At 49.0% G+C, this 23057-nt stretch carries 24 protein-coding genes; 10 read left to right on the forward strand and 14 right to left on the reverse strand.

What is annotated here, in order from left to right; genetic code table 11:
* Positions 1-105: 105 nt before the first annotated feature.
* A complete protein-coding gene (locus ACYVFD_RS16870) occupies positions 106-564 on the reverse strand; it encodes a 5-fold beta-flower protein (protein ID WP_461091439.1) in 459 nt (152 codons plus the stop codon).
* Between the two features lie 255 nt (positions 565-819).
* Here ACYVFD_RS16870 and ACYVFD_RS16875 point away from each other — a divergent pair, with 255 nt between their 5' ends.
* Both ACYVFD_RS16875 and ACYVFD_RS16880 read left to right on the forward strand, forming a co-directional pair.
* Positions 820-3273 (forward strand): TonB-dependent receptor, encoded by a 2454-nt coding sequence (locus ACYVFD_RS16875; protein WP_461091440.1) that lies wholly within the window; start codon positions 820-822, stop codon positions 3271-3273.
* Between the two features lie 9 nt (positions 3274-3282).
* Positions 3283-3684 carry a DUF1801 domain-containing protein gene (locus ACYVFD_RS16880; protein WP_461091441.1) on the forward strand — a complete coding sequence of 134 codons (402 nt, stop codon included), beginning with the start codon at positions 3283-3285 and terminating at the stop codon, positions 3682-3684.
* 153 nt (positions 3685-3837) lie between these two features.
* Here the strand turns inward: ACYVFD_RS16880 and ACYVFD_RS16885 are convergent, their stop codons facing one another.
* The 11 genes from ACYVFD_RS16885 to ACYVFD_RS16935 form a co-directional block, all read right to left on the reverse strand.
* Positions 3838-4623 carry a helix-turn-helix domain-containing protein gene (locus ACYVFD_RS16885; RefSeq protein ID WP_461091442.1) on the reverse strand — a complete coding sequence of 262 codons (786 nt, stop codon included), beginning with the start codon at positions 4621-4623 and terminating at the stop codon, positions 3838-3840.
* A gap of 88 nt (positions 4624-4711) precedes the next feature.
* On the reverse strand, positions 4712-5599 hold the full coding sequence (locus ACYVFD_RS16890) for an SDR family oxidoreductase (protein WP_461091444.1): 888 nt from the start codon (positions 5597-5599) through the stop codon (positions 4712-4714).
* A gap of 189 nt (positions 5600-5788) precedes the next feature.
* Positions 5789-6700 (reverse strand): helix-turn-helix domain-containing protein, encoded by a 912-nt coding sequence (locus ACYVFD_RS16895; protein WP_461091445.1) that lies wholly within the window; start codon positions 6698-6700, stop codon positions 5789-5791.
* Between the two features lie 74 nt (positions 6701-6774).
* Positions 6775-7401 (reverse strand): pyridoxamine 5'-phosphate oxidase family protein, encoded by a 627-nt coding sequence (locus ACYVFD_RS16900; protein WP_461091446.1) that lies wholly within the window; start codon positions 7399-7401, stop codon positions 6775-6777.
* Between the two features lie 43 nt (positions 7402-7444).
* Positions 7445-7639 carry a hypothetical protein gene (locus ACYVFD_RS16905; RefSeq protein ID WP_461091447.1) on the reverse strand — a complete coding sequence of 65 codons (195 nt, stop codon included), beginning with the start codon at positions 7637-7639 and terminating at the stop codon, positions 7445-7447.
* 106 nt (positions 7640-7745) lie between these two features.
* The gene (locus tag ACYVFD_RS16910; RefSeq protein ID WP_461091448.1) at positions 7746-8852 is read right to left on the reverse strand and encodes a serine hydrolase domain-containing protein; all 1107 of its coding nucleotides are present in this window, start codon (positions 8850-8852) and stop codon (positions 7746-7748) included.
* A gap of 99 nt (positions 8853-8951) precedes the next feature.
* Complete coding sequence (locus tag ACYVFD_RS16915) at positions 8952-9506, reverse strand: RNA polymerase sigma factor (RefSeq protein ID WP_461091449.1); 555 nt, start codon at positions 9504-9506, stop codon at positions 8952-8954.
* A 15-nt stretch (positions 9507-9521) separates the two neighbouring features.
* A complete protein-coding gene (locus tag ACYVFD_RS16920; RefSeq protein WP_461091450.1) occupies positions 9522-9710 on the reverse strand; it encodes a hypothetical protein in 189 nt (62 codons plus the stop codon).
* Between the two features lie 186 nt (positions 9711-9896).
* The gene (locus tag ACYVFD_RS16925) at positions 9897-11039 is read right to left on the reverse strand and encodes an amidohydrolase (protein WP_461091451.1); all 1143 of its coding nucleotides are present in this window, start codon (positions 11037-11039) and stop codon (positions 9897-9899) included.
* A 31-nt stretch (positions 11040-11070) separates the two neighbouring features.
* Complete coding sequence (locus tag ACYVFD_RS16930; RefSeq protein ID WP_461091452.1) at positions 11071-11274, reverse strand: hypothetical protein; 204 nt, start codon at positions 11272-11274, stop codon at positions 11071-11073.
* A gap of 35 nt (positions 11275-11309) precedes the next feature.
* Positions 11310-12851 (reverse strand): S10 family peptidase, encoded by a 1542-nt coding sequence (locus tag ACYVFD_RS16935; protein ID WP_461091453.1) that lies wholly within the window; start codon positions 12849-12851, stop codon positions 11310-11312.
* A gap of 364 nt (positions 12852-13215) precedes the next feature.
* On the opposite strand from ACYVFD_RS16935, the gene ACYVFD_RS16940 reads away from it, so the two are divergent.
* From ACYVFD_RS16940 to ACYVFD_RS16955, 4 genes are all read left to right on the forward strand, one after another.
* Positions 13216-14490 (forward strand): M20/M25/M40 family metallo-hydrolase, encoded by a 1275-nt coding sequence (locus ACYVFD_RS16940; RefSeq protein WP_461091455.1) that lies wholly within the window; start codon positions 13216-13218, stop codon positions 14488-14490.
* A gap of 231 nt (positions 14491-14721) precedes the next feature.
* On the forward strand, positions 14722-15726 hold the full coding sequence (locus ACYVFD_RS16945; protein WP_461091456.1) for an NAD(P)/FAD-dependent oxidoreductase: 1005 nt from the start codon (positions 14722-14724) through the stop codon (positions 15724-15726).
* Positions 15727-15749: 23 nt separating this feature from the next.
* On the forward strand, positions 15750-16070 hold the full coding sequence (locus ACYVFD_RS16950) for a 2Fe-2S iron-sulfur cluster-binding protein (protein ID WP_461091457.1): 321 nt from the start codon (positions 15750-15752) through the stop codon (positions 16068-16070).
* Between the two features lie 79 nt (positions 16071-16149).
* A complete protein-coding gene (locus tag ACYVFD_RS16955) occupies positions 16150-16932 on the forward strand; it encodes an NIPSNAP family protein (RefSeq protein WP_461091458.1) in 783 nt (260 codons plus the stop codon).
* Positions 16933-17053: 121 nt separating this feature from the next.
* Here the strand turns inward: ACYVFD_RS16955 and ACYVFD_RS16960 are convergent, their stop codons facing one another.
* A complete protein-coding gene (locus ACYVFD_RS16960) occupies positions 17054-17458 on the reverse strand; it encodes a nuclear transport factor 2 family protein (protein ID WP_461091459.1) in 405 nt (134 codons plus the stop codon).
* A 107-nt stretch (positions 17459-17565) separates the two neighbouring features.
* On the opposite strand from ACYVFD_RS16960, the gene ACYVFD_RS16965 reads away from it, so the two are divergent.
* Entirely contained in the window at positions 17566-18495 is a 930-nt protein-coding gene (locus ACYVFD_RS16965) for an alpha/beta fold hydrolase (RefSeq protein WP_461091460.1), read from the forward strand.
* 59 nt (positions 18496-18554) lie between these two features.
* Here the strand turns inward: ACYVFD_RS16965 and ACYVFD_RS16970 are convergent, their stop codons facing one another.
* Positions 18555-19652, reverse strand: coding sequence for a GntR family transcriptional regulator (locus tag ACYVFD_RS16970; protein WP_461091461.1), 1098 nt, complete (start codon positions 19650-19652; stop codon positions 18555-18557).
* A gap of 515 nt (positions 19653-20167) precedes the next feature.
* Here ACYVFD_RS16970 and ACYVFD_RS16975 point away from each other — a divergent pair.
* The 3 genes from ACYVFD_RS16975 to ACYVFD_RS16985 all read left to right on the forward strand — a co-directional run bounded on the left by ACYVFD_RS16975 (position 20168) and on the right by ACYVFD_RS16985 (position 22967).
* The gene (locus tag ACYVFD_RS16975) at positions 20168-20902 is read left to right on the forward strand and encodes a (Fe-S)-binding protein (protein WP_461091463.1); all 735 of its coding nucleotides are present in this window, start codon (positions 20168-20170) and stop codon (positions 20900-20902) included.
* A 107-nt stretch (positions 20903-21009) separates the two neighbouring features.
* Positions 21010-22386 (forward strand): lactate utilization protein B, encoded by a 1377-nt coding sequence (locus ACYVFD_RS16980; protein WP_461091464.1) that lies wholly within the window; start codon positions 21010-21012, stop codon positions 22384-22386.
* On the forward strand, positions 22383-22967 hold the full coding sequence (locus ACYVFD_RS16985) for a LutC/YkgG family protein (RefSeq protein ID WP_461091465.1): 585 nt from the start codon (positions 22383-22385) through the stop codon (positions 22965-22967). The genes ACYVFD_RS16980 and ACYVFD_RS16985 overlap by 4 nt, the downstream gene beginning before the upstream one ends.
* Positions 22968-23057: the final 90 nt, after the last annotated feature.

Here is a 23057-nt window from a genome sequence, read left to right on the forward strand (position 1 = left end):
CTGCAGAATTATATGTTGTCTGACACAACTGGCATTAAAAAAGCCATCCGACTAGCAGTAAGACTGATGCTAGCCTGATGGCTTAAAACGTAAAGTAGAGCTGGGTTATCGTGAATGCTTCATTTTGCTATGGTCGGGTTTGCTGGCCATCTTAGCCTGAAAGCAGTGGATGGCGCAGGCATTTCCTTTCATACTCTCGTGAACGTTGCCGACAATTTTGCCTTTAGCATCCAGAATATCACAGGTTTTGTCTGATTTATCTTTTATCGTAAATAACAGTTCGCCGTTTTCGTCAAGGTAGCTTTTGCCGTCTTTGCCAACCCGTCCCGTCTTTTTGCCTGTCTTCGCATCGACCAGATTCCCCTGCCCGTCGACAAAGGCCAATTTCGTACCTTTGTTATCCAGGATAATGCGGTCTTTAGTTACCAGGCCAATTTTCTGACCTTGTTCATTGGTAATCTCTCCCGTTTGGGCAATATGTTTGTAATTTTGACCCTGGGCCAGACCTATGTGAGATATAGCGGATAAGCCCAGCAGGATTGCGAGAAGTTTGATCGTTTTCATGATTGATATACGGTATGTTAAACTGGTTATCGATTAGGTATCAATTTATCTGGTTTTGATCCTCACCGGTTTGAACGTCATGACAAAGGAAATCAATCGAAAGAAGGCGTAGACTGATGCTGGTCAGTCCTTTGGATGACTTATAGGGGATTGTATTCGGTCTGAAACCGTGTAATCGAATTTACAAATTCATAACGGATTTTCTGAACTTAAGGAAGGTTATAGGAATTGAAGGCTACGGATAGGGCTGGCTTTATGAAACAACATTTCACTTTTTTTCTCTTCTTTTTTCTTGTTGCACAATTGGCTTCGGGACAGGCCCAATTAACTGGGGTGGTTGTGGATGGAGTCAATTCTAAACCTGTTCCGTATGTCAGTGTTGCCTTGTACCGGCCAGCCGATTCAGTAGCCGTAACAGGTGTAATAGCTGATTCGTTGGGGGTATTTCGAGTGGCTCAAATAATGCCAGGTTCGTATCAGCTCAAGACGTTTTTTATTGGCTATAAATCACAGACGGTAGCTGTAACACTCAAACGTGGTGAGGTGCTTAACGTAGGAACAATACTGATTGAACCTTCCAAAAACCAGTTGAACGAAGTGGTCGTAAAGGGCCAACGAGCAGATCTAACCGTAAAAGCGGACCGGCAAACCTATCGGGCGGCTCAATTCGGCTCGGCCGTAGGAGGGACGGCCACCGATTTGCTGCGTAATCTGCCAGGAATCAGTATCAATGCCGAAGGGGAAGTGACCCAACGCGGAGCCAACGGTTTTCTGGTGTTGCTGAATGGCAAACCCGTACAGGCCAATCTGGGAACCTTGCTCAACCAGATTCCCGCCAATACCATCGAATCGATCGAAGTTATCACCACACCATCGGCTCGTTATGATCCCGATGGCAAAGCGGGAATTATTGCCATTACCACCAAATCAGGTGCCGAGTTGGGGCTATCGGTACTGGTAAATAGCCAGATTGGTCTTCCCAGTCTGAACACATTTGGCAACGCGCATAGTCCCGTTCGGTACGGTACCGATGCTACACTAAGCTATCGCTCCACTCGTTGGGACTGGACATTCAGTACGGCATACCTCCGCAATGACCTGTCGGGCCGACGCGAGGGCGATGCCAATACGACGGTCGGTAACCGATTTACGAGTTTCCCCAGTGTGGGTGAACGGAGTTTCGAGCGGTACACCTTTACCAATCGGCTCGCTGTCAATTTTACTCCTAACAAAACGGATGTCTGGAGTGGTGGGCTGTATTATGGCCGCCGGACTGAAGATCGCACAGCCGATCTGTTCTATAACAACCGCACCATCAACCGGCAAACGGGCCTGCTAATCAGTCAGCTTGACTATTTCAATGCGAATCTGGTGCGGAAGCGAGGTCAGTTTTTTACCGCTAATCTCGACTACACGCATACGTTCGCCAACAAAGCGACGATCAGTGCCAGTATGTTATACGAATATGACTATCTGGACGGCTTCACCCGAAACCTGAACCTGTTTAAGACCGATACCCGTGATACCGTCCAATATACGTTGACGACGACCGACCGACCGATCGGCAACGCTCGTGCTAATCTGGATGCAGGCTGGCCGTTGGCCGGAGGGCGACTCGAAGCGGGTTATCAATACCGAACCCAGCAGGACGATGGCGCCTACCGATTTGTTCAGCAGGATGGAGGAGGAACACCACTGCGGGTTATCGATGCGTTCACTGGTCAGGCACGCATCAGCAACCAGATACATAGTCTGTATGGGCAGTATAGCCGCAAAACGAAAATCTGGGAATATACGGCAGGTTTGCGTTTTGAGTCGGCCCAACGGCAAGTCGAAATTCGGCCGCAGGGACAAGATTACCCGTTGACGCTTAATAATTTATTCCCGTCGCTCAATGTGGTGTATCGCCCGAAAGATGACTGGCAGTTGCGCTTAGGTTATAGCCGTCGGGTACAGCGAACGAGCAATCTGGCCCTGAACCCACTACCCGAACGCGAACATTCCGAAACCCTCGAACAGGGCGATCCGGCCCTGCTTCCCGAATTTGTTGATCTGAGCGAATTGGGAGCGACCCGCACCATTGGCCGAAGTACGTTACAGGCAACGCTGTATCATCAAAATATTCAAAACATCGTAAATCGGGTCAATAATGTATTTGCCGACACCATTCTGAACCGGATTTATACGAATGCAGGCCGGGCGCAGCGGCTGGGTATCGAGCTGGTTTCGGATCTGACCCTTACCAAACACTGGAAATTGTATGTTGGCGGAACAGTTTACCGATCAATGATAGCCGGGCAACTTTTCCAGAATTCGGTGGTATTCAACAATCAGGCGTGGGCCTATTCCCTTAATGCCAACACCACCATTCAGCCTACGCCAACCTGGGTGATTCAGGCTAATGTTAATTACCTGTCGCAACGGATAACGGCCCAGGGCGAAGATTCGCGGTTTCTGATCCCGAACCTGTCTATCAAGAAAAGTTTTCAGCAAAACCGCCTGTCGGTCATGTTGCAGTGGCAGAATATTGGCATGGGTTGGCTCCCGACCAATCAGCAACGCATAACCACGCGTGGGCAGGACTTTTATACAACCACCAATTATCTTCAGGAACGCGACATACTGCTCATTAATGTGAGCTACTCCCTGCGTCAGCGTAATAAACAAGCCAAACTCCCCACAAACGAATTCGGCGAAAAGGAATTTTAATGTTGAATCATGGCTAAAAATAAGACGACCGAAACTACCCAAAGCGTCACGGACTTTATCAACTCCGTAGCTGATGAGCCGAAGCGAACCGATAGCATTCGGTTAGTAGAGATTATGCAGGCCCAGATTGGATTTGAACCCAAACTATGGGGGCCGAGTATCGTTGGCTTTGGGTCCTATCATTACAAGTACGAAAGTGGCCGCGAGGGTGATGCGCCCCTTGTCGGGTTTTCGCCCCGAGCCAACGCCCTCACTCTGTATCTGGGTTCTTTTGAAGGGAAAGATGAACTGCTACAAAAACTAGGCAAGCATACAACCGGAAAAGGCTGCGTGTATGTAAAACGCCTTAGCGATGTAGATATAGACACGCTGAACGAACTGATTCGTCGTTCTGGGCAACGGCCAATGTAACTAAATCAGCCATAACAAATTGGGCTGTCAGGCTTCTGAAAACATCTGGTTGGCATTGGATAGGATCGTCAACGATTCGTCAAATCGGCTTAGTCGGAGATTTTGCCGGAGTTGCTTCCTGTGAACCAGCGCGTCTCATTTATTGCTCAGGCATCAGATTTTTGACGGAGCAATGCCGTACACTTTTTTGAAGGCAAACGAAAAGTGTGACAGGTCTTCGAAGCCTACATCCAGATACACATCCGTGGGCGATTTCCCCTTTTCTTTGATCAGATAATGTGCTTCCTGCAAACGTCGGTGCTGTAGCCAGCGGCTCGGCGAGCTATGGAAAATCTTTTCAAAATCCCGTTTGAAAGTAGCCAGGCTTCGACCGGTCAAATAGGCAAATCGTTTCAATTCTACGTTGAAATGGAAGTTTCTGTTCATAAACGCTTCCAGATCAATTTTGCCCGGTTCCGAAAAATCAAACAGGCTGTTTTTGACCTCTGGATTTACCTTGATCAGCAGTAGAACCGCTTCTTTCAGTTTGAGCGTGAGCAGGCTTTCATGGCCGGGCTGTGTCAGGTGCTGGTACGGATACAGCGAATCCATGTAGCTTTTGTAAAGCGGGTCGGGCTTCAGTTCCAGAATAGCGTCGCCTTCCTGATGAGATGATGCCGAGATGCTATATTCCAGGCTTACCGCACGGAGCAAATCCTGCGTAAGGTAAATCGACAGGGATTTGAACTCACCGTTTTCGGGCGGCAGTTTGGTGAATTTGACAAGGTGATTTCGTTTGCTCAATCGGAAATCGCCTTCCCGGAATGTGTACTCTTTCGTCCCGTCATTGGTAAGAAGCGTTCCGGCTATCTGGTAGCTGAAAACATGTTCTGGAACGAACTGTTCGCCCTCCCGGCTTCGGCTGTAATAACACGAGTAGGCAATGGGGGTGAGTTTCATAGAGAGTTTTAATTTTGAATGATAGAATGACTGAATGATTGAATAAGTACTGTTACAAAACCATTCAATCATTCAGTCATTCTATCATTCAATTTGTCTGCATCGCTGCAAATCGTTTTCCGGTCTCTGTTTCCATAAAATTGACGGCATCGTCGTGGTCGGTGGAAAGACTGACGGGTAGCCATTTTTCCAGCTCCGCCTGACGAGCGGCATCGGCTTTTTTCAGGAAACCAACGGCTTCACTGCCCAACACCAGGTGCATAGGGGGCTCAGGCTGATCGACCAGGTCAATCAGGACCTTTGCCGCTTTAGCTGGATCGCCTACGGGGACGAAATTATCGCCTTTCAGGTGATTGATCACCCAGCCCACGGTCGATTCATAACCGTCTACTTCAGGCGCGTAGCTCATGGAAGCACTTGCCCAGTCGGTACGGAACCCACCCGGCTCAACCGAGGTGACACGGATGCCCAGCGGAGCTACTTCTTTGGCCAACGCTTCGGTAAAACCACTTAACCCAAATTTAGCGGCCTGATAGATCGACAAACCGGGATTGCCGATACGACCACCTATCGAACTGATCTGTAGAATCCGGCCGGAACGCTGTTTTCGCATGTAGGGAAGCACCGCCCGTGTCAGTTCGATAGGCGCATATAGGTTTGTTTCCAATTGACTGCGCACCTGTTCATCGGTAAACGCTTCGGCGGCCCCTGTGATCCCAAACCCTGCATTATTGACCAGTACGTCGATGCGTCCGAAATGAGTAATTGCCTGCTCGACAGCCGTTTTGATCTGTTGTTTATCCGTTACATCCAACTGGATCGGATACAGTTGATGGGGGTATTTGTCGAGCAGGTCGGCCAACTGCTCAGGCTGGCGGGCAGTTGCAACTACGGTGTCACCATGAGCGAGAACAGCTTCGGTCAGGCTCCGTCCGAGCCCGCGAGAACTTCCTGTAATAAACCAAATTTTTGCCATTGTCTTTGTTTGTTAAGGCTTTGGCATAGAGTCGTGCCACGGTTCTATGGTGGATAAAAACAAACCGTGGCACGACTTTACATCAAAGCCATATGTTAGTTAACGAGGACAAAATTCGGCTAATAACGAAGGGGTAACTTTGTTGAAACGCTCAAAGTTGGTTTGTTGAAACGCTCATGTCTCCAGCCGTTAGTCTGTGGATTCTAAGACTGATGAACTGGCTGCCCGGTTAAAACCAACCGTTTCCCGGTACGTCTGTGGAGAAACGGTTGTGTGCCGTTTGAAAAAACGGCTGAAATAAAACTCATCCTCGAAACCCAGTTCATGCGCGACTTCCTTGATCGTTTTTGGGGTCAGGTATAATTCCCGCTTGGCTTCAATCACGATTCGGTCACTGATCAAATCGGTAAGGGTTTTGTGAAAGTAATGCCGGGTGATTTTAGCCAGTGCTTTAGGGCTTATGTTCAGCAGATCGGCATAATCGCTGGGGGCATGTTTATGGCGGTAATGCAGTTCGATGGCGTCTTTGAGCTTCTGAAGGACAAACGGCTCTTGTTGTTCGGCTATGGATATTGACTCCTTATGCGTTGGGTATTGGACCAGTTTCAGCCTGACTGCCTGAATGAGGATGATCTTAAGGTATGAAATCAATAACTCGTGCTGCGCCAATTCAACTTTCTGAATCTCGTCTGCCATTTGCTGGGTTAGCCCTTCAAAATGGGTTATCTGCTCCTGCGTCAATGACACGAATGGAGGCTGATAGCTATTGTTGAATAGAAAACCATTGGCCGAAATCTCAGCATGATGCCTGAAAATGCAGAAAAACTCCGGGTGAAAATGAATCACCCAGCCACTAGCCGCTTCGGTTGTCTGAAGCCGGAAGGGCTGGAACGGCGAAAACGCCAGTAGGCTATTTCCAGAAATCGAATAGTGGGTAAAATCGGCCGTGAGGTCAGCCGTTCCACCTTTCCACAGGATCAGACTGAAGTAGTTGAAGCGTTGAACCGAGGCAAAAAGCGTGGGATTATCGAATTGGAAAATGCTGAAAGCCAGATTCCCGTTCTGCGGGTTGACCATCGTGTGGCGATCATAGATATACATGCGATGGTAACAATTAGGACTTTATAGATTGTTCAACGGCGGGGATTGTAAATCCGGTCGGAATAGCAAAAAACTTATTGTTTTTGATCGTTCAACGTATTTTGTAACGTGTTGATTTTCTGCTCCAATTGAGCAATGTAAGTCTGTTGGGCGGCAAAAACATCCAGCATTTCCTCTTCGGTATATCGGGGCGTAATATGTTGCGGACAATTCCAGTCGTAGGCATTGACCCGGAACAGGAGCATACGTTCGGGTGTATGTTTATACTGGGCTGGGTCTAGCTGGGCGAACAAATCCGGTCGGTCGGCTAATTCGACAACGGAGGCTTCTGCATAGATTTTTAGGCGGGTCTGTCTGGGGTAGTCCATCAAAAAAAGTGACACCTGCGGATGAGTGAGGATATTCCCGACGGAGATATATTGTTTATTTCCCTTAAAATCCACCAATCCCAGCGTGTACGAGTCAAGTACATGGAGGAAGCCTTTAGGCCCACCCCGGTGCTGGACGTACGGATAGCCGTTTTCGCCGATAGTAGCCAAATAAAAGCTATCCCGTTGACTGATAAAGCTTATTTCCGGTCGGGTCAGGCCATCGACGTAGACCGCTTTCTCAAAACGAGCGTAGGCATCCCGGCTACCGTATTTCTCCTGAAGTTTTCGCACGCTCTCGGTAAACGCAAGCGATGCATAATTTTTGGCCATAGATAATGAAGTTTAAACGCGTGACTGAGTAAAGGTCTTACGTTTATCGAACCTGACGATCGGTTTCGTCAACCGGCGAATCGTTAGTACTGGCCGTTTCCAGCGTAATTGGCGGTAAGGTAGTGTGTTGCTTCTGTGCAGGCTCAGGCTGATTTAATACCTCGTCCCACATGGTATCACCACATGCATCCAACGCAAACGGGCGACCATCATTAAAGAACTCGTTAAAGGGGTTCATACTATTTGTCGATTTGGTAATGAGACAAAAGTAGGTGGTCAGAAGGCCGAAAAGAATGGAGAATCAACGCATTGGCATGGACAGTTTTCTACCTGAAATCTGCGTTCTATTCCTTCCCGATTACCATTTTCCCGGAAGCGGAGCGGAGGTAAAGCGTGGCAATTTCTTTGGCAAGCATTTCGGGCTGAGCCTGTTCGCTGTTTGTCAAAACAATGACCGAAAAGCCCGCTTGTGGGAATCGAGCGTATTCGGTTCGGAAGCCAGGCAATGACCCGCCATGATGAATCCAGGGTGTACCCATCAGGACATCGACTCGCCAACCTAAGCCATACGGGTACGGAGTGCCATCTTTGAGGACAAACGGCTTCTGCATCTCTTTCTGGCTGGCCTCGGTCAAGAATTTTGCCGTACCCAGAGCCGCATCCCATCTGGCTAAATCCTGAACGGTCGATAAGAAAGCACCGCTTGGCCGTAAAGCGCGATACGGAATAGCCCGGTGCAGATGATCTTTTTCCCATTCATAGCCATCGACCCGGTTCGGAACCACTTCGCTTAAGGTTGTGGTACGGGTAGCGGTCATACCAGCAGGCTTGAAAATCCGTTCCTCCAGAAATGTTGGCCAGGGTTGCCCCGATACTTTCCGAATAATGTCGGCCAGCGCAAAATAACCGACGTTGCAGTACTGCCATTTGGTGCCAATCGGGAACTGTAGCGGCAACGGAAAAGCCGATTGAACGACTACTGAATCGGGTTGAATCTTAGCTGGATCAAAGGCGGGCGCTTCCCGAATGATCCCAGACGTATGCGACAGCAGATGACGCAAGGTGATGCCCTGCCAGGTTTGTGGAGCCTGGGGGTAGTATTTATGAATATCGTCGTTGAGAGTTAGTTTGCCTTCCTGCGCCAGCATCAGAATACCAGACGCAATAAATTGCTTACTGACAGAAGCAATGGCATAAACGCTTTGGGGAGTGGCTGGTACATTCAGTTCTACATTGGCCAGCCCGTATCCTTTACTCAATACAACTGTACCTTGTCGAACCACCGCAATCGACACGCCGGGAATGTGTTTGGTCCGCATATGACGCTGCACAATCGCATCGACACTATCGACCGAAACCGAACCAGCCGTTTGCGCCCAACTGGCCTGAGTCAGAAAAAGTAAAGCGAATAACCAGCCAAGGGGGCTCTTGCGTGACGATGTATAGTGCATAGAATATGAGGAAGTTGTGATAAAGTTAATGAATAATGGAAAATGTATAAGGTATAATGAAAGGTCCAGTTCACATCATTATTCATTGTACATTTTCCATTAGTCATTATGTAACGTTTTCCCGATTTTTCGGGCTTGCTCCAGGCATTTATATTTCTGGTTTTGCGCTGAGTGCAGACTGCTATAGCCATCGTCTTTCATGATCTGGGTCATGTCTTTCTGTCCGAAAAAAATAGACGATAAAAGCTTCATACAGCGCAGGGTCAGTTTAACCATAATGCCCATAACGGTTTGATACGCAGTGGGTGGCACTTCGGCATCTACCGGAGCCGTCACATTGCGGTCTTCACCAACCGTTTCCAAGCCTGTCCATCGAGCTGATTTTTTGAGTTGCTTCAGCCATAAGTTTCGGCTGATAGAAAAAACATAGGTTTTTAGAGATGAGGTAAGCTGAAATGATGGATCACGAATAGCGGTTAGTAAGACGACCAACGTTTCCTGAAACAAGTCATGGGCCTGATCTTTATCGCCACTGTTCTGAATAACAAAATACTCTACCGACGGGTAATATCGCCGGTAGAGTAAGTCAACGCTTTGATTGTCGCCCGCCCGGAGCAGGTCAAGTAACTGGCTGTCCGTCAGGCTGGTTTGCATGGTCATCGGTTAGAGCTAATGGCGCTTGAAAATGGGTCGAATCATTCGATAAAGGCTATAGCCAACGCTGGTTGTTACACACATCGGACAAATGCCGAATCGGAAAAAGAACAGCCCAACTTTTTTGTACCAGGGTAAGTGGATGGGTGTGATGGGGCAGCTAATTCCGTCACCTTCATATTCCTGAATATTCCAGATGTTCATCGTCGTAATAAGTTGAGTGAGCATCAATTACCCTCGGCCGAAAAGCATATAGATACAACATAACGTCATTAGGGCGGCTGCGCCAATCAGGACATACTTGAGTCGGGATTTCATACGTAATCGATTTGGTTTACGTAGGTTAATTCCCGGATTTGGCATAAATCACCTTTTACATGTCAATATTTTTTAGCTCATGTGTCTGGTCTCGATCAGGTTTAAAAAGAGTTGGGCGGCTGGTTCGATCAGTTCGTCGTTGAAATCGTAGTCATCATTGTGAAGAGCAGGGGAGGCTGTACCCGCTCCGATGCCAAACATGGCACCTTTGAAGCGCTGTGTAAATAGCCCGAAATCTTCACCCCACTTAAACGGCTCCTGCTTTTCGAGGAATGGATAGCCTAATTTTTGCGCACTCGCCTTGATTTGCTCAAAAGCTTCCGGGTCGTTTTCATTGGCAAAAAACGCTTCGGTATAGGCTGTTTGGGTATCGATGCCACTACTGGCCGTAAGCTCGGATAAAAGCGTTTCTAACTGGTTGGTCAACCAATCCATTCTACCGGCCGTTCGTGTGCGAAGGGTCAGATGCACTTCGCCGTAACCCGCCGAAATGCCATATGATTTTTCGCCCATGATGGTATGAACGGGCGTGATGAGCGTGAAATCGTCGGAGGCTGGGTCGGGGATTTGCAGGGCTTTGGCTTTGAGCATAAACTCAGCCATCATATAAGCTGGATTGGTGCCTTTTTCGGGTTCAGCCGAGTGGGAAACTTTGCCAGTGAACGTTATGATCATACTCAGAACCGACGCTGTGAATGGACCCGGTTTGCAGACGATAACGCCCTGTTCATAACCCGGCAGATTGTGCAGGGCGAAGACTTGGTCCGGCTGGATGGTCGCAAAAACAGGATCGTTGATCACTGCCTGAGCCCCCTGTCCTGTTTCTTCAGCCGGTTGAAAGAGCAGATAAACTGTACCGCTGGTAACCGGTTTTTCGGATACTAACGATGCCAGTCGTGCCAGGATAGCTGTATGGCCATCGTGCCCGCATTTGTGCGAAACGCCCGTAATCTGGGACCGATGCGCAAACGTATTCACCTCCTGAATGGGCAATGCATCGGTATCCGCCCGGATAAGCGTGACGGGGCCGGTTGTGTCTATCCCGTATTGCAGAAGAAGCCCCGTGCCACCTACTTCATGTAAGGCATCAGGGCGAAACTGACTGACAAATGTTTTGATTCGCCGTTGCGTCTGCATTTCCTGACCAGATACTTCAGGAAACTGATGCAGCTCGCGTCGGAACTGGGTAAATAGGTTAGTAGGCTCTGAAGGCATAGATCAATGGCTTTCACCCAATCGCGATAAATTACTGTTTCAGCCACTCTCGAAAGCTGGCAGGTCGATTATCGATCAGGCTGTAATAAACACCCAATACGGTATTAATAAGCAGACAGATGAGTACGGTCACGACCTGTCCTCTCGTGCTTTTCATGGGAATGACCATGCCAAACATGACCAGCCAGACGATCGTCATAAGGATACTGACCACTACTTTCTTCAACTTCGCCATTGTGCATGTATGTTGAGGGGATTTAAACCAATCCATTACCGGCGGCCTGAATATTTAGCCGGAGCGCTGTTTTTTGGAATGCTTTTCTGGATGAATTTTCGCAGGTTTTCGTTGCTGCTAGCCAGATCTTCTTTGCGGAGGTACATCATATGGCCGCTCCGGTAGCCTTCCCAGTCCATTCGGTCTTTGAGCTTACCACTCGCGTCGATTTGCCACATGCTGTATTTGGCATTGAAATAATCGCAGGCACCGTCATAATAGCCCGATTGCACCAGCAGATGCAGATACGGATTCTGATTCATAGCCTGACGCAGGTTTTCGCCGGTGTGGTTGTTAGTGTTGTCCCAGGGAAACGTAGGACCGAACATGTAATATTTCAGATCGGTTTTGTAGTTCAGCTCTTCACGCATAAACATATTGATGGCGGGCGTAAAGGAGTGCAGCCAGGACGTTAGTTCCGAATTGTACTCAGGACTGACACCCGCATCCTTGCTGTCGAGACCCAGGTAGCGCGAATCCAGTCGCCCGACGGTTTGGCCCCGGCCCCGCAATAGCTCCTTCCAGAAGAAATTCGTCGGAACATCCAGATTCTGCTGCATCACTGCCGTCTCTGACAAACCCGAGTAGCGGGCCACTTTAGCCGCGATTTCCTTTCGTTTCTGATCACTGATCGAACCGCCCAACGCCAGAGCGGGCAGGTACTCCTGAATAGTAAACGTTTCGACTTCGGGTAGCAGGTCGGTAAGGTCTTTCTTTTGCAAATCGGCGGGTAAAGCTTTATGGAACCAGGCTGTGGCGGCAAAATAAGGTAGTTTCAACACGCCCTGCGCTGGGCCATCCCGCTCGATGCCCAGGCTCGTCGGCGAAACCAAAATGACGCCATTCAAATACATCCAGTGGGAATTCTGTAACTCCAGCGCCAGTCCCGAAACACGCGTAGTTCCGTAGCTTTCACCAATCAGGTATTTAGGCGAAGCCCAGCGATTGTATCGGCTCACGAAGGTGTTGATCCAGTCGGCCAGGTATTTGATGTCGGCGTTGACACCAAAGAATAGTTTAGCCGCCGGAACATCTTTGTTGACCGGACGTGAAAAACCAGTGTTGACCGGGTCCACGTACACAATATCGGCCACGTCCAGAATGGAGTTGGGGTTGTCTTTGATGCCATAGGGCTGGACCGGGTAGCCTTCATCATCTACTTTCAGGATGCGGGGACCCGTGTAGCCTATCATCATCCAGACCGAAGCTGTACCGGGCCCGCCGTTGAACGAAATCACCAGTGGTCGGCTGGCCCGGTCGGTGACGTCAGAGCGTTCGAAGTAAGTAAAAAATACCCCCGCAACTGGTTTGCCTTCTTCGTCCCAGACGGGAATAGTACCCGCTGTTGTTTTGTACGGCACCCGCTGCCCTTTGATGGTTATCTGTCCGTTGGTCACCACCTGCGAGTCGATGTTCAGGGTTCGGGAGGCAGGTTTATCGTCTTTAGGTTTAGGCGTTTCAGGCGTTGCTGGCTTTTGGGCGTATGCGTTCATCAAGCTGGCACCACTAATCAGCAACAGCAGGAAAATGTGTTTCATGAGTACGGAATTGATAACGAATGAAGTGAATTTGGGCAGAATGTTATTTTTGATCGAATATAGCTAGAATGGCCTTAAAATTTGCGGGTACGCTTATGTGCCTTGCTTTTAAAATCGACTAATGTGGTGTCAGATGCTTAACATCTGACACGGTTAGGTTTCTCAAAACCGAACGATATAGTAGGTTTTGAGAAACCTCGCAATGTCGGTTAAAAGTAACCGACAGCACAAACACAGTCAATTGGAAGCGTTGTGGAAAGCAATAGAAAATTTTGATATTCTTGAAAAGAATGAAGTAAAAAAGCCGGTTTGATCAGTAGCCTCAATTTTTCTGTATTTTGGACTTTTCGCCAATCAGACTACCATGAAAAAACTCTTCCTGTGCTGCCTATTAGCCAGTTTCGGGGCTTCGGCCCAATCGCTCTCCAAGCCCGAGCAGAGCATCATTGCCAGCGTGAAAAAGAATATGACCGAAACGGAAGCGTTTCTAGAAAAAGTGGTCAACATCAATAGCGGTACACTCAATAAAGAAGGCGTTCGGCAGGTTGGTAAGCTGATGTCCGACGAATTCGACAAGCTGGGTTTTAAAACCGAATGGGTGAGTTTACCCGACTCTCTGAACCGGGCTGGGCATCTGGTGGCTACCCGGCAGGGGAAAAAAGGCAAAAAGCTTTTCCTGATTGGCCACCTGGATACGGTCTTTGAAAAGAGCTTACCCATGGAGCCCTACACCCGCGTCAACGATTCGACCATAGCCGGTCAGGGTGTGAACGACATGAAAGGTGGCGATGTGGTGGTGATTGCCGCTTTGAAAGCCTTGCACGAACAGAAACTGCTCGATGATACATCCATTACGATCTATTTCACGGGCGATGAAGAGAGTTCGGGCGGTCCCGAAAGTCGTCGAGATTTTATTGAACGAGCCCGAAAGTGTGATGTAGCCCTCGGTTTCGAAAGTGCACAGGGCTTGCGCTACGTAACCACCGGACGTCGGGGAGCCAGCGGCTGGACACTGAATGTGAAAGCGCGTTCGGGCCATTCGTCGCGTATTTTCAGCGATTTAGGCTATGGCGCTATCTATGAAGCTGCCCGTATCCTGACCGAGTTTCGACGGACGTTGGGACAGGAGCAATACCTGACCTTCAACCCCGGCCTGATTGTAGGTGGAGCCGAAGTAAAGTACGACGAAAAAACAGCCAAAGCGGTTGTCGATGGCAAAACGAACATTGTGGCAGGAACGGCACTGGTGAAAGGCGACTTACGCTTTCTGACCGAAGCACAGAAAGAAAAAGCTCGGGCGAAAATGCGGGAGATTGTCGACAAAAGCCTGCCCTTGACGAAAGCGACGATCTCTTTTACCGATGGCATTCCGGGTATGGAGCCGACAGCCGCCAATGATGAACTCCGTAAGCAGGTCGATAAGATTAGCCGGGATATGGGCATCGGGCCGGTTGAGGCTTTCGATCCGGGTGCACGGGGAGCGGGGGATATTTCCTTTGTGGCGCAATACATGCCTTGCCTGGATGGGTTGGGTGCATCGGGCAAAGGGGCTCACAGCATCGAGGAAACGATGAATATCAAGGAGCTACCGCTACTGATTCAACGGGCAGCAGTCATGATCTATCGGATGACCCGGTAAATTTAAGATGCCTATTGAACCCCATGTCTTTGCCCGTACAGACACGGGGTTTTGTATTCCGTTTTGTTATCGCCATCACTATTTATCATGAAAAGGACAGGGACAGTACCCCTACATTTGTCCCGATGTCAGTCTGGTGTAAGGCGGGAGGAAACCCGCTATTTTCAACCCATTAGAGCGGGTTTCCTCCCGCCTTACACCAGACTGGTTCTATTTTGCTGATATAGTGATATGATAACGACAGATATTTGCATCATTGGGGCTGGGCCCGTTGGCCTGTTCGCCGTTTTTGAAGCAGGCTTATTGAAAATGCGCTGCCACCTGATCGACGCCTTGCCACAGGTGGGTGGACAGCTTTCGGAAATTTATCCGCAGAAACCGATCTACGATATTCCAGGTTACCCGGAAGTAAAGGCACAAACGCTGGTCGATAACCTGATGGACCAGATTGCACCCTTCAAACCCGGCTTTACGCTGGGCGAACGGGTGGAATCGCTGGAAAAACAGGACGATGGTTCGTACGTAATTACGACTAACGAAGGAACGGCTGTCCACTGTCAGGTTGTGGTGATTGCGGGTGGCCTGGGTTGCTTTGAACCACGTAAACCTGAGATTACGAATCTGGAGCAGTTTGAAGGTAAAGGCGTTGCCTACATGGTGAAAAACCCGGAGTTGTTCCGCGACCGTCGGGTAGTGCTGGCTGGTGGGGGCGACTCTGCCCTCGACTGGACTGTTTTCCTGGCCGATATTGCGCAAGAGGTTACGCTTATTCACCGCAGCGATTCATTCCGGGGAGCGCCCGATTCGGCTGAGAAAGTCGTCGAGCTGGCTCGGCAGGGGCGTATCAAACTCATGCTGCAATCGAACATTACGAGTATACATGGCAATGGGCATCTGAAAGAGGTGAGCGTTACAGGCAAAGATAAGTCGGTAACGATCCTGGCTGCGGATCACCTGATTCCGCTGTTTGGTCTGACCCCAAAACTTGGCCCCATTGCCGACTGGGGACTACAGATCGACAAATCGGCTATCAGTGTCAACACCGTTGATTATTCAACTAACGCTGAGCGCATCTACGCCATCGGCGACATCAACACCTATCCGGGTAAGCTCAAACTGATTCTTTGTGGTTTCCACGAAGCCGCGCTCATGTGTCAGAGTGCGTTCCAGTATGTATACCCGAATCAAAAACTTAGTTTCAAGTACACGACCGTAAACGGCGTACCTACTTTTTAACTAGTCAATGACCACCAAATACCATGATTCAGTTCACAATAGAAGACCGCGATGGAACGCGGCAGACGCTGGAAATTCCAGAAGGGATCAATCTCAGTTTGATGGAAGTGCTGAAAGCGTCGGACTACAATATTCTGGCGACCTGTGGCGGTATGGCTCTGTGTGCCACCTGCCATGTGCAGGTACTTGAGGGATTGGATGCATTGCCGTCGGCGCAGGATGCCGAACTGGATATGCTCGATACGTTACCCAATGCGGAACCAGATAGCCGGCTGGCCTGCCAGATTCGGGTCAATGAAGCGTTGGAAGGGGCTATTTTTGCAATCCGGGGAGAGGACCAGTAGCTTATAAATGAAACTTTTTATATGAGTTTTGGCCGACTTGCTGCTTTACCAGGCATAAACCTATTTTTTTATTTGTTGTATGCTTAGTTATTGCCATGCCAGAGCCGCTTTTTTCGTAGGGCTACTGGTTGCTCTTTTCGTTCAGGTGGAATCTACGTTTGGTTTTGCACCCAAACGCGAATTTTATCAGTTGAAAATCTATCATCTGAAAGATAGTCCGCAGAAAGACCGGCTGGAAACGTACCTCAAACAGGCCTATCTACCGGCATTACATCGGGCAGGTATTGGCAAGGTGGGCGTGTTTAAACCCGATGCCGATTCGCTGATCTACGTACTTATTCCATACAAATCCGTCGACCAGTTTATGGGCCTTTCTGAAAGGCTCACCAAAGACAAACAATACGCAGCCGACGCTCAGGATTATATCAACGCCGAATACAATAACCCGGTCTACAAAGGTTTTGAATCGGTTTTGATGGAAGCGTTTGCTGGTATGCCGAGTTTGGTTGCCCCAACCTTAACTGCCGGACCATCAGACCGTGTTTATGAGTTGCGTCGATACGAAGCCGCTACTGAAAAACTACACGAAGCTAAAATTGCTCAGTTTAACAATGGCGAACTGGACATCTTCAAACGGCTGGGATTCAATACGGTATTCTGCGGACAGGTAAAGGCGGGAGGTAAATTGCCCAGCCTGATGTACATGACGTCGTTTGAGAACAAAGCTGAGCGTGATGCCCACTGGAAAGCGTTTAGCGCCGACCCCGGCTGGAAATCCCTGAATGCTAAACCTGAGTATGCACACAACTTTCTTCGGGCTGATATATACCTGCTCCATCCAACAGCCTATTCGGAAATTTAATGATTGAATGATAGAGTGATTGAATGATTGAATAGAAAGCGTCAGCTATTCAATCATTCAATCACTCTATCATTGGCTAAGGGGTTTGGCTTAGTTGTATCAGGCTAGGAGTGAGGTAAAATTAAAATGCATCAAAGCAATCGTAGTTCCGCTGCCTGACAATCTTGCCCTCTTCAAATTCGATAAACAGAGCGAAGTGGGCTTTAAGCTCCCCGCCCGCAGGTGTCTGCCCAATTGGGATCGCAAACACACCTGTCCAGATTACCTCCAGAATGACCGTATGGCCACTTACATATTCGTTCTGAATATCGTACGACTGGCTAATCACAATGTGCTTACCCTTTTCTGAACGTTCTATTAGCGTTTGATAGTCACTAATTCCGCCGTTTACATTCAATCGATTTGGGTATTCGATCTGCTGAATCGTTTGCGAATAATAGCCCGCCAGCTCCAGACCCGCCTTGCCGTTTGCGATGTCGTTTAAATGTTGTTTAGCTATTGCCAGAATATCAATGTTTGCTGCCATAGTCGTTTAAAGAAGCGCAAAATTACGCATCCAGAAACCATCTGAATGTGTGAAAAGCTGTGGAGTTTTAGGTTGCATGTTTATTTTTACACGTAACCTAAAATCTCATGAAGAAACGTCTACTCTGGCTGCTCCCGGTCGCCCTGCTCCTTATTGCCTACCTGATTCCTGTTTCGAAGAAAGATGCTGTTGAACTCTACGATGGTTCGGATAAAAGGCCTATCAACGGCCTGGCTGATTTTCGAAAACAACCCACTAAAACGATTCACACACAGGGGTACGACTGGACGTATCTGGTACTCGGAAACGGCCCGAAGACCATTCTCTTTTTGCATGGCATGACGGGCGGCTACGATTTCTGGTGGCAGCAGATGAACGCATTCAGCCCTACTTATCGAGTAGTTAGCCTTACCTATCCCCCGGTCAATACCCTATCGGATCTGGGCAAAGGAGTGGTAGCTATACTTGATCAGGAAAAGATCGACTCCGTGATTGTGGTAGGAAGCTCACTAGGTGGGTATCTGACGCAGTATTTGCTGGCAATGTATCCACAACGGATCGAAAAAGCTGTTTTGGGTAATACCTTTCCGAAGAATGACATCTATGAAGAAGCGAACCATACCAAGGTGGCCATAGCCAACTGGTTGCCCGAATGGGCGGTCATGAATGCTCTACGGGGTAATCTGTTAAGCCAGGTCATTCCGGCTTCCGAAAATAATCCGCTGGCGAAGGCGCAACTGCTCGAAAATTCGTACGGTCACATGTCGAAAGCTCAGTTTCTGGCCCGCTATCACTGCGTGATTGATAAGTTTCAGCCCATCGACGGCAAGCAAACAGCCATTCCGTTGCTGATTCTGGAGTCGGATAATGACCCGCTCATTTTACCCGAGCTGCGGACTCAGTTAAAGCAGTATTACACCACTGCTCAGGTGCATACCTTTCATCAGAAAGGCCATTTCCCCTACCTGAATGCCGCTGATGAATACAATACCGTCCTGCGTGACTTTTTGATAAAGAGTGAAAGAGTGAAAGAGTGAAAGAGCGAAAACCTACCGGATAGCTTCGCTCTTTCACTCATTCACTCTTTCGCTCTTTGTTACAGCGACCCGCGTCGGATCATGTAGAAGGGGTTTTTGACCTTAATGCGCTTATGGTCGAGTAGGAGTGAAGCCGCCGTATAGCCCATGGCTTCGAAGTCGGTCGTGATCACGGTGATGTTCAGCAACTCCTTGAGTGTGGTTTCGTTGAACGATATAATACCAATCTCATGGCCCAGTTCGTAGTTGGTTTGCCGTACTTTTTTTACCAGTTCCGATAGGTCCGTTTCTTCGATCACCACATAGGCTGTACCTTCCTGTAGGCTCTCCTGCATGGCATTCTCTTTAATGCCGAACTCTTTGTCATAATTGACGCAGAATGAGCGGAAGCCATGCGCAATCTCGGTTGGGTAGTTGCCATCGCTGGGGAGGATGAGTACCAGACGGTTGTATTTCATCAGCAGATCCTGTGCTTTTTCAAGCGACTCACAAATGTCCTTGTCGAAATTCTGGTAAACGCTCAGCCGGGTTTCGGCCAGTTCCTGCACATCCTTATCGAGTAAAATCAGTTCACTGGCCGGAATGGACTCCAGCGTTTCCATATAATTCGCCTTATCCAGATCCTGTGTAAAATGCGGCATCACGACATAATAGTTGTATTTGCCCAGGTTCTTCTCAATGATTTCCTTGAAATGATAGGCGCTGTAGTGGTGTATCTGCAGATCGACCGTGGCTTTATCGCCCAGGGCTTTCAGGAATGCGTAATAAATGATCTTCTTGTAGGAGCTTAGCTTATTGAAAATGAGCAGTATCTTAAGCTTGGGCGTGGCCTGTGACTGTACGTAGTACCCCTTTCCCTGTACCGACGTAATGTATCCCTGTTCACGGAGTTCACGATAGGCTTTTTCGACCGTATCGCGTGCCAGATAGTATTCTACACTTAATTCGCTGATCGATGGTAGCTGCTCGTTGTTCTTCAAAACGCCCCGTTCGATGTCGGTAATGACCGACTGTACAATCTGCTTGTACTTGGGGGTTTTGTCTTTGGGGTTAAATTGTAGTTTGTAGAGCGGCACCGATGCGTTATGATACACATCGACAAAACTGTCGTAGGCTTGCCGTCTAGCCTGGGTTGAAGGAGAGTACTTCGCTACCATAACAAGTGGAGTTTATGGATTTTTCTATGATATAAGGCACTTCGTAACCCATAGGTAGACACGAAAGGCATAGATAAGCTTCTTAAAAAGAATAGACATAAAGAAGAAAATACCTGATTTTTTTTATGCAAACGTTGTCGGGAACGTTGCCAAAAAAGTATATCTTTCATATTTAGTTGTAAAAAAATGGGTTTGGTTTAATTGAAAGAGCTATTGGTGGAGCAACAGAGCGGTTAATCAACGCAAATAGATTTGGATTTAACTAAGGACAGGCGATTGTGCTGGCTTGTTAACACCTCATACGAAGAAGGGCAAGTTAACACACATTCAGCAGTAGTCGTTAACTTGTGCCGGATAAAAGGTTCGTAACAGGCTGCTTTGGTTTCTTCATTAAAAAAGATGTATAAAAGGAGAGTACAGGAAGGCCAAAACCGAAACGTCCGGTATTTTTACACAAATACAGTCAGTCTGCTGTGTTCTCAAACGATAGACTGATACCCCAGTTTAGATAGTCTATGAAAGTTGGCTTATTTATCCCCTGCTACATCGATCAGTTTTACCCAAACGTAGCCATTGCCACACTGAAGCTGCTGCAAAACGTTGGTTGTGAAGTCGATTATCCTCTGCAGCAAACCTGTTGTGGCCAGCCAATGGCCAATTCGGGCTATGAGCATCTGACGGGTGGTTGCAATGAGAATTTCGTACGGAATTTTTCGGGCTATGACTATATCGTTTCGCCCTCGGGAAGCTGTACGTTACATATCAAGGACCACCTGCATGCATCGAACGAATCAGAAGCGTCGGCCATCCGTACCCGTATTTATGAACTGACGGAGTTCCTGACAGATATAGTAAAGGTGTCTTCCCTGAAAGCAACGTTTCCGTATAAGGTTGGTCTTCACCAGAGTTGTCACGGGCAGCGCGGTTTGCATCTAGCGCAAATGTCGGAACTGGTGGCTCCTCCGTTTTCTAAACCGGCGCAACTACTCAGTCTGGTTGATGGACTGGACCTGGTGCAACTGGACCGACGCGATGAATGCTGCGGATTTGGCGGAACGTTCTGCGTAACGGAAGAGGCCGTGTCGGCCAAGATGGGCAAAGACCGTGTCGCCGACCACCTCCGGCATGGTGTCAATTACATTACCGGCGTCGATGTATCCTGTCTGATGCACCTGGAAGGTATTCTGAAGCGGGCTAACTCAGCCGTTCAGGTTAAACATATTGCAGAGATTCTAACGGCAACGGTTTAATGTAGTCCTCTGTTTACCGTCTTCTGTTTTCAGTTGGCTGACGCCTGATAGTTACTTTGCGTCAGCCAACTGAAAACAGAAGACGGTAAACTGTAAACCTCAAAGAAATGAACCAACTAAATTTAGATCACGCCAGTGCTGCTGTTGAGTTCAATAAAGATGAACCTCGGGTCGACTGGCACGATGAAACGCTTTGGTTTGTACGAACCAAACGTGACCGGGCTGCGGCTCAGATTCCAGAGTGGGAGCAGTTGCGTGAAGCCGCTTCGCAGATCAAAAATCATGTGCTGTCGAATATGCACGATCTGTTGTCGCAGTTTGAGGAAAATGCCAAACGCAACGGCATCACGGTTCACTGGGCCGAAAATGCCGACGAGCATAATGCGATCATACATAAGCTGATTCAGGATGCGGGCGTTACGCGGATGGTGAAGTCGAAGTCGATGCTGACCGAAGAGTGCCATCTGAACGACTACCTGACCCGACATGGTATTGAGGTGATCGACAGTGATTTGGGTGAGCGAATTGTGCAGATGCGTAAAGAACCGCCGTCCCATATTGTACTTCCCGCTATTCACTTGAAAAAGAGTGATGTGGGCGAAACATTCCATGAACATCTGGGTACGGAAAAAGGCGCTACTGACCCGCAATACCTGACCGAAGCAGCTCGCCAGCACCTACGCGACACATTCCTGACGCGTAAAGTAGCGCTCACGGGGGTCAACTTTGCCATTGCCGAAACGGGTGGATTTGTGGTCTGTACCAACGAAGGGAATGCCGACATGGGCGCGCATCTGGCCGACGTTCATATTGCTGCGATGGGTTTCGAGAAGATCATTCCCCAAGCGGAGCATCTGGGCGTTTTCCTGCGCTTGCTGGCGCGTTCAGCCACCGGGCAACCGATCACTACTTTTTCGAGTCATTTTCACCGTCCCCGGCCGGGTCAAGAGATGCACATTGTGATCGTCGATAATGGGCGTAGTCGTCAACTGGGCCGGCCCGATTTCCGGAATTCCCTCAAGTGCATCCGGTGCGCGGCCTGTCTGAATACCTGTCCGGTTTACCGACGGTCGGGCGGGCATAGCTACCACAGCGCCATTGCCGGGCCTATCGGTTCCATTCTGGCTCCGAACCTGGACATGAAACTAAACGCCGACCTGCCCTTTGCGTCCACACTCTGCGGGTCGTGTTCCAACGTGTGTCCGGTAAAGATTGATATTCACGACCAGCTCTACAAATGGCGGCAGGTGCTCATGAAAGACGGGTACGGGCCGAGCGGGAAAACAGCCGCCATGAAAGCCATGGCTACCGTGTTGGAGTCGCCCCGACTATACCGGATGGCGGGTAAAATTGGGCGTGGTGTGCTGCGATTTACCCCCGCACTGGCCGAAAATCGATTTAATCCCTGGTACAATCAGCGTGAGATGCCCGAACCACCCGCCGAGAGCTTCCGTGACTGGTATATCAATAACAAGAAAGCATGACCGCGCGCGAAAAAATTCTGGCGAATATCAAGGCTAATCAACCTGCGTTACGCCCATTGCCTGAGCAGTTTACGTTTACGTCGACATTCCCCGATCTGACGCAGCAGTTCATCGATGTGCTGACGTTTGTGGGAGGCAGAGCCATGGTCGTACCCGATTATGCTGCTATCAGAGCTGATTTACAGAGTCAGTACCCAGACCTGAAAAGCGTTGCTACGACGATCCCGGAACTGGCTGATCTGGCCGACCGGACGATGGCCGTATCGGACCCGCACGAACTGGCCGATTTGAATGTAGCGATCATAGAAGGGCCAATTGCCGTAGCCGAAAATGCCGCCATCTGGGTTGATGAGCAGCAACTGCCGCAACGCGTGGCTCCCATGATCACGCAATATTTAGTGATTGTCATCCGGCAATCGACGATGGTACCCAACATGCACGATGCTTATAAGCGGCTGAAAGTGGATACCACGGGCTTCGGTACGTTTATCTGCGGCCCTTCGAAAACGGCCGATATTGAACAGAGTCTGGTGATCGGTGCCCATGGTGCCCGCTCGCTGACGGTGTATCTGTTGCCCTGATTGGTTTCCCTCACTCCCTGCCCCCTCTCCTGTTTTGGGAGAGGGGAAATTAGGTAGCTTCTCCTCTCCTGTTTTGGGAGAGGGGGCAGG

This window comes from Spirosoma gilvum (assembly GCF_054776815.1).

Coding starts and splice junctions, on each gene's coding strand:
- ACYVFD_RS16870 (WP_461091439.1), bottom strand. CDS start 564: ATGAAAACGATCAAACTTCTCGCAATCCTGCTGGGCTTATCCGCTATA.
- ACYVFD_RS16875 (WP_461091440.1), top strand. CDS start 820: ATGAAACAACATTTCACTTTTTTTCTCTTCTTTTTTCTTGTTGCACAA.
- ACYVFD_RS16880 (WP_461091441.1), top strand. CDS start 3,283: ATGGCTAAAAATAAGACGACCGAAACTACCCAAAGCGTCACGGACTTT.
- ACYVFD_RS16885 (WP_461091442.1), bottom strand. CDS start 4,623: ATGAAACTCACCCCCATTGCCTACTCGTGTTATTACAGCCGAAGCCGG.
- ACYVFD_RS16890 (WP_461091444.1), bottom strand. CDS start 5,599: ATGGCAAAAATTTGGTTTATTACAGGAAGTTCTCGCGGGCTCGGACGG.
- ACYVFD_RS16895 (WP_461091445.1), bottom strand. CDS start 6,700: ATGTATATCTATGATCGCCACACGATGGTCAACCCGCAGAACGGGAAT.
- ACYVFD_RS16900 (WP_461091446.1), bottom strand. CDS start 7,401: ATGGCCAAAAATTATGCATCGCTTGCGTTTACCGAGAGCGTGCGAAAA.
- ACYVFD_RS16905 (WP_461091447.1), bottom strand. CDS start 7,639: ATGAACCCCTTTAACGAGTTCTTTAATGATGGTCGCCCGTTTGCGTTG.
- ACYVFD_RS16910 (WP_461091448.1), bottom strand. CDS start 8,852: ATGCACTATACATCGTCACGCAAGAGCCCCCTTGGCTGGTTATTCGCT.
- ACYVFD_RS16915 (WP_461091449.1), bottom strand. CDS start 9,506: ATGCAAACCAGCCTGACGGACAGCCAGTTACTTGACCTGCTCCGGGCG.
- ACYVFD_RS16920 (WP_461091450.1), bottom strand. CDS start 9,710: ATGAACATCTGGAATATTCAGGAATATGAAGGTGACGGAATTAGCTGC.
- ACYVFD_RS16925 (WP_461091451.1), bottom strand. CDS start 11,039: ATGCCTTCAGAGCCTACTAACCTATTTACCCAGTTCCGACGCGAGCTG.
- ACYVFD_RS16930 (WP_461091452.1), bottom strand. CDS start 11,274: ATGGCGAAGTTGAAGAAAGTAGTGGTCAGTATCCTTATGACGATCGTC.
- ACYVFD_RS16935 (WP_461091453.1), bottom strand. CDS start 12,851: ATGAAACACATTTTCCTGCTGTTGCTGATTAGTGGTGCCAGCTTGATG.
- ACYVFD_RS16940 (WP_461091455.1), top strand. CDS start 13,216: ATGAAAAAACTCTTCCTGTGCTGCCTATTAGCCAGTTTCGGGGCTTCG.
- ACYVFD_RS16945 (WP_461091456.1), top strand. CDS start 14,722: ATGATAACGACAGATATTTGCATCATTGGGGCTGGGCCCGTTGGCCTG.
- ACYVFD_RS16950 (WP_461091457.1), top strand. CDS start 15,750: ATGATTCAGTTCACAATAGAAGACCGCGATGGAACGCGGCAGACGCTG.
- ACYVFD_RS16955 (WP_461091458.1), top strand. CDS start 16,150: ATGCTTAGTTATTGCCATGCCAGAGCCGCTTTTTTCGTAGGGCTACTG.
- ACYVFD_RS16960 (WP_461091459.1), bottom strand. CDS start 17,458: ATGGCAGCAAACATTGATATTCTGGCAATAGCTAAACAACATTTAAAC.
- ACYVFD_RS16965 (WP_461091460.1), top strand. CDS start 17,566: ATGAAGAAACGTCTACTCTGGCTGCTCCCGGTCGCCCTGCTCCTTATT.
- ACYVFD_RS16970 (WP_461091461.1), bottom strand. CDS start 19,652: ATGGTAGCGAAGTACTCTCCTTCAACCCAGGCTAGACGGCAAGCCTAC.
- ACYVFD_RS16975 (WP_461091463.1), top strand. CDS start 20,168: ATGAAAGTTGGCTTATTTATCCCCTGCTACATCGATCAGTTTTACCCA.
- ACYVFD_RS16980 (WP_461091464.1), top strand. CDS start 21,010: ATGAACCAACTAAATTTAGATCACGCCAGTGCTGCTGTTGAGTTCAAT.
- ACYVFD_RS16985 (WP_461091465.1), top strand. CDS start 22,383: ATGACCGCGCGCGAAAAAATTCTGGCGAATATCAAGGCTAATCAACCT.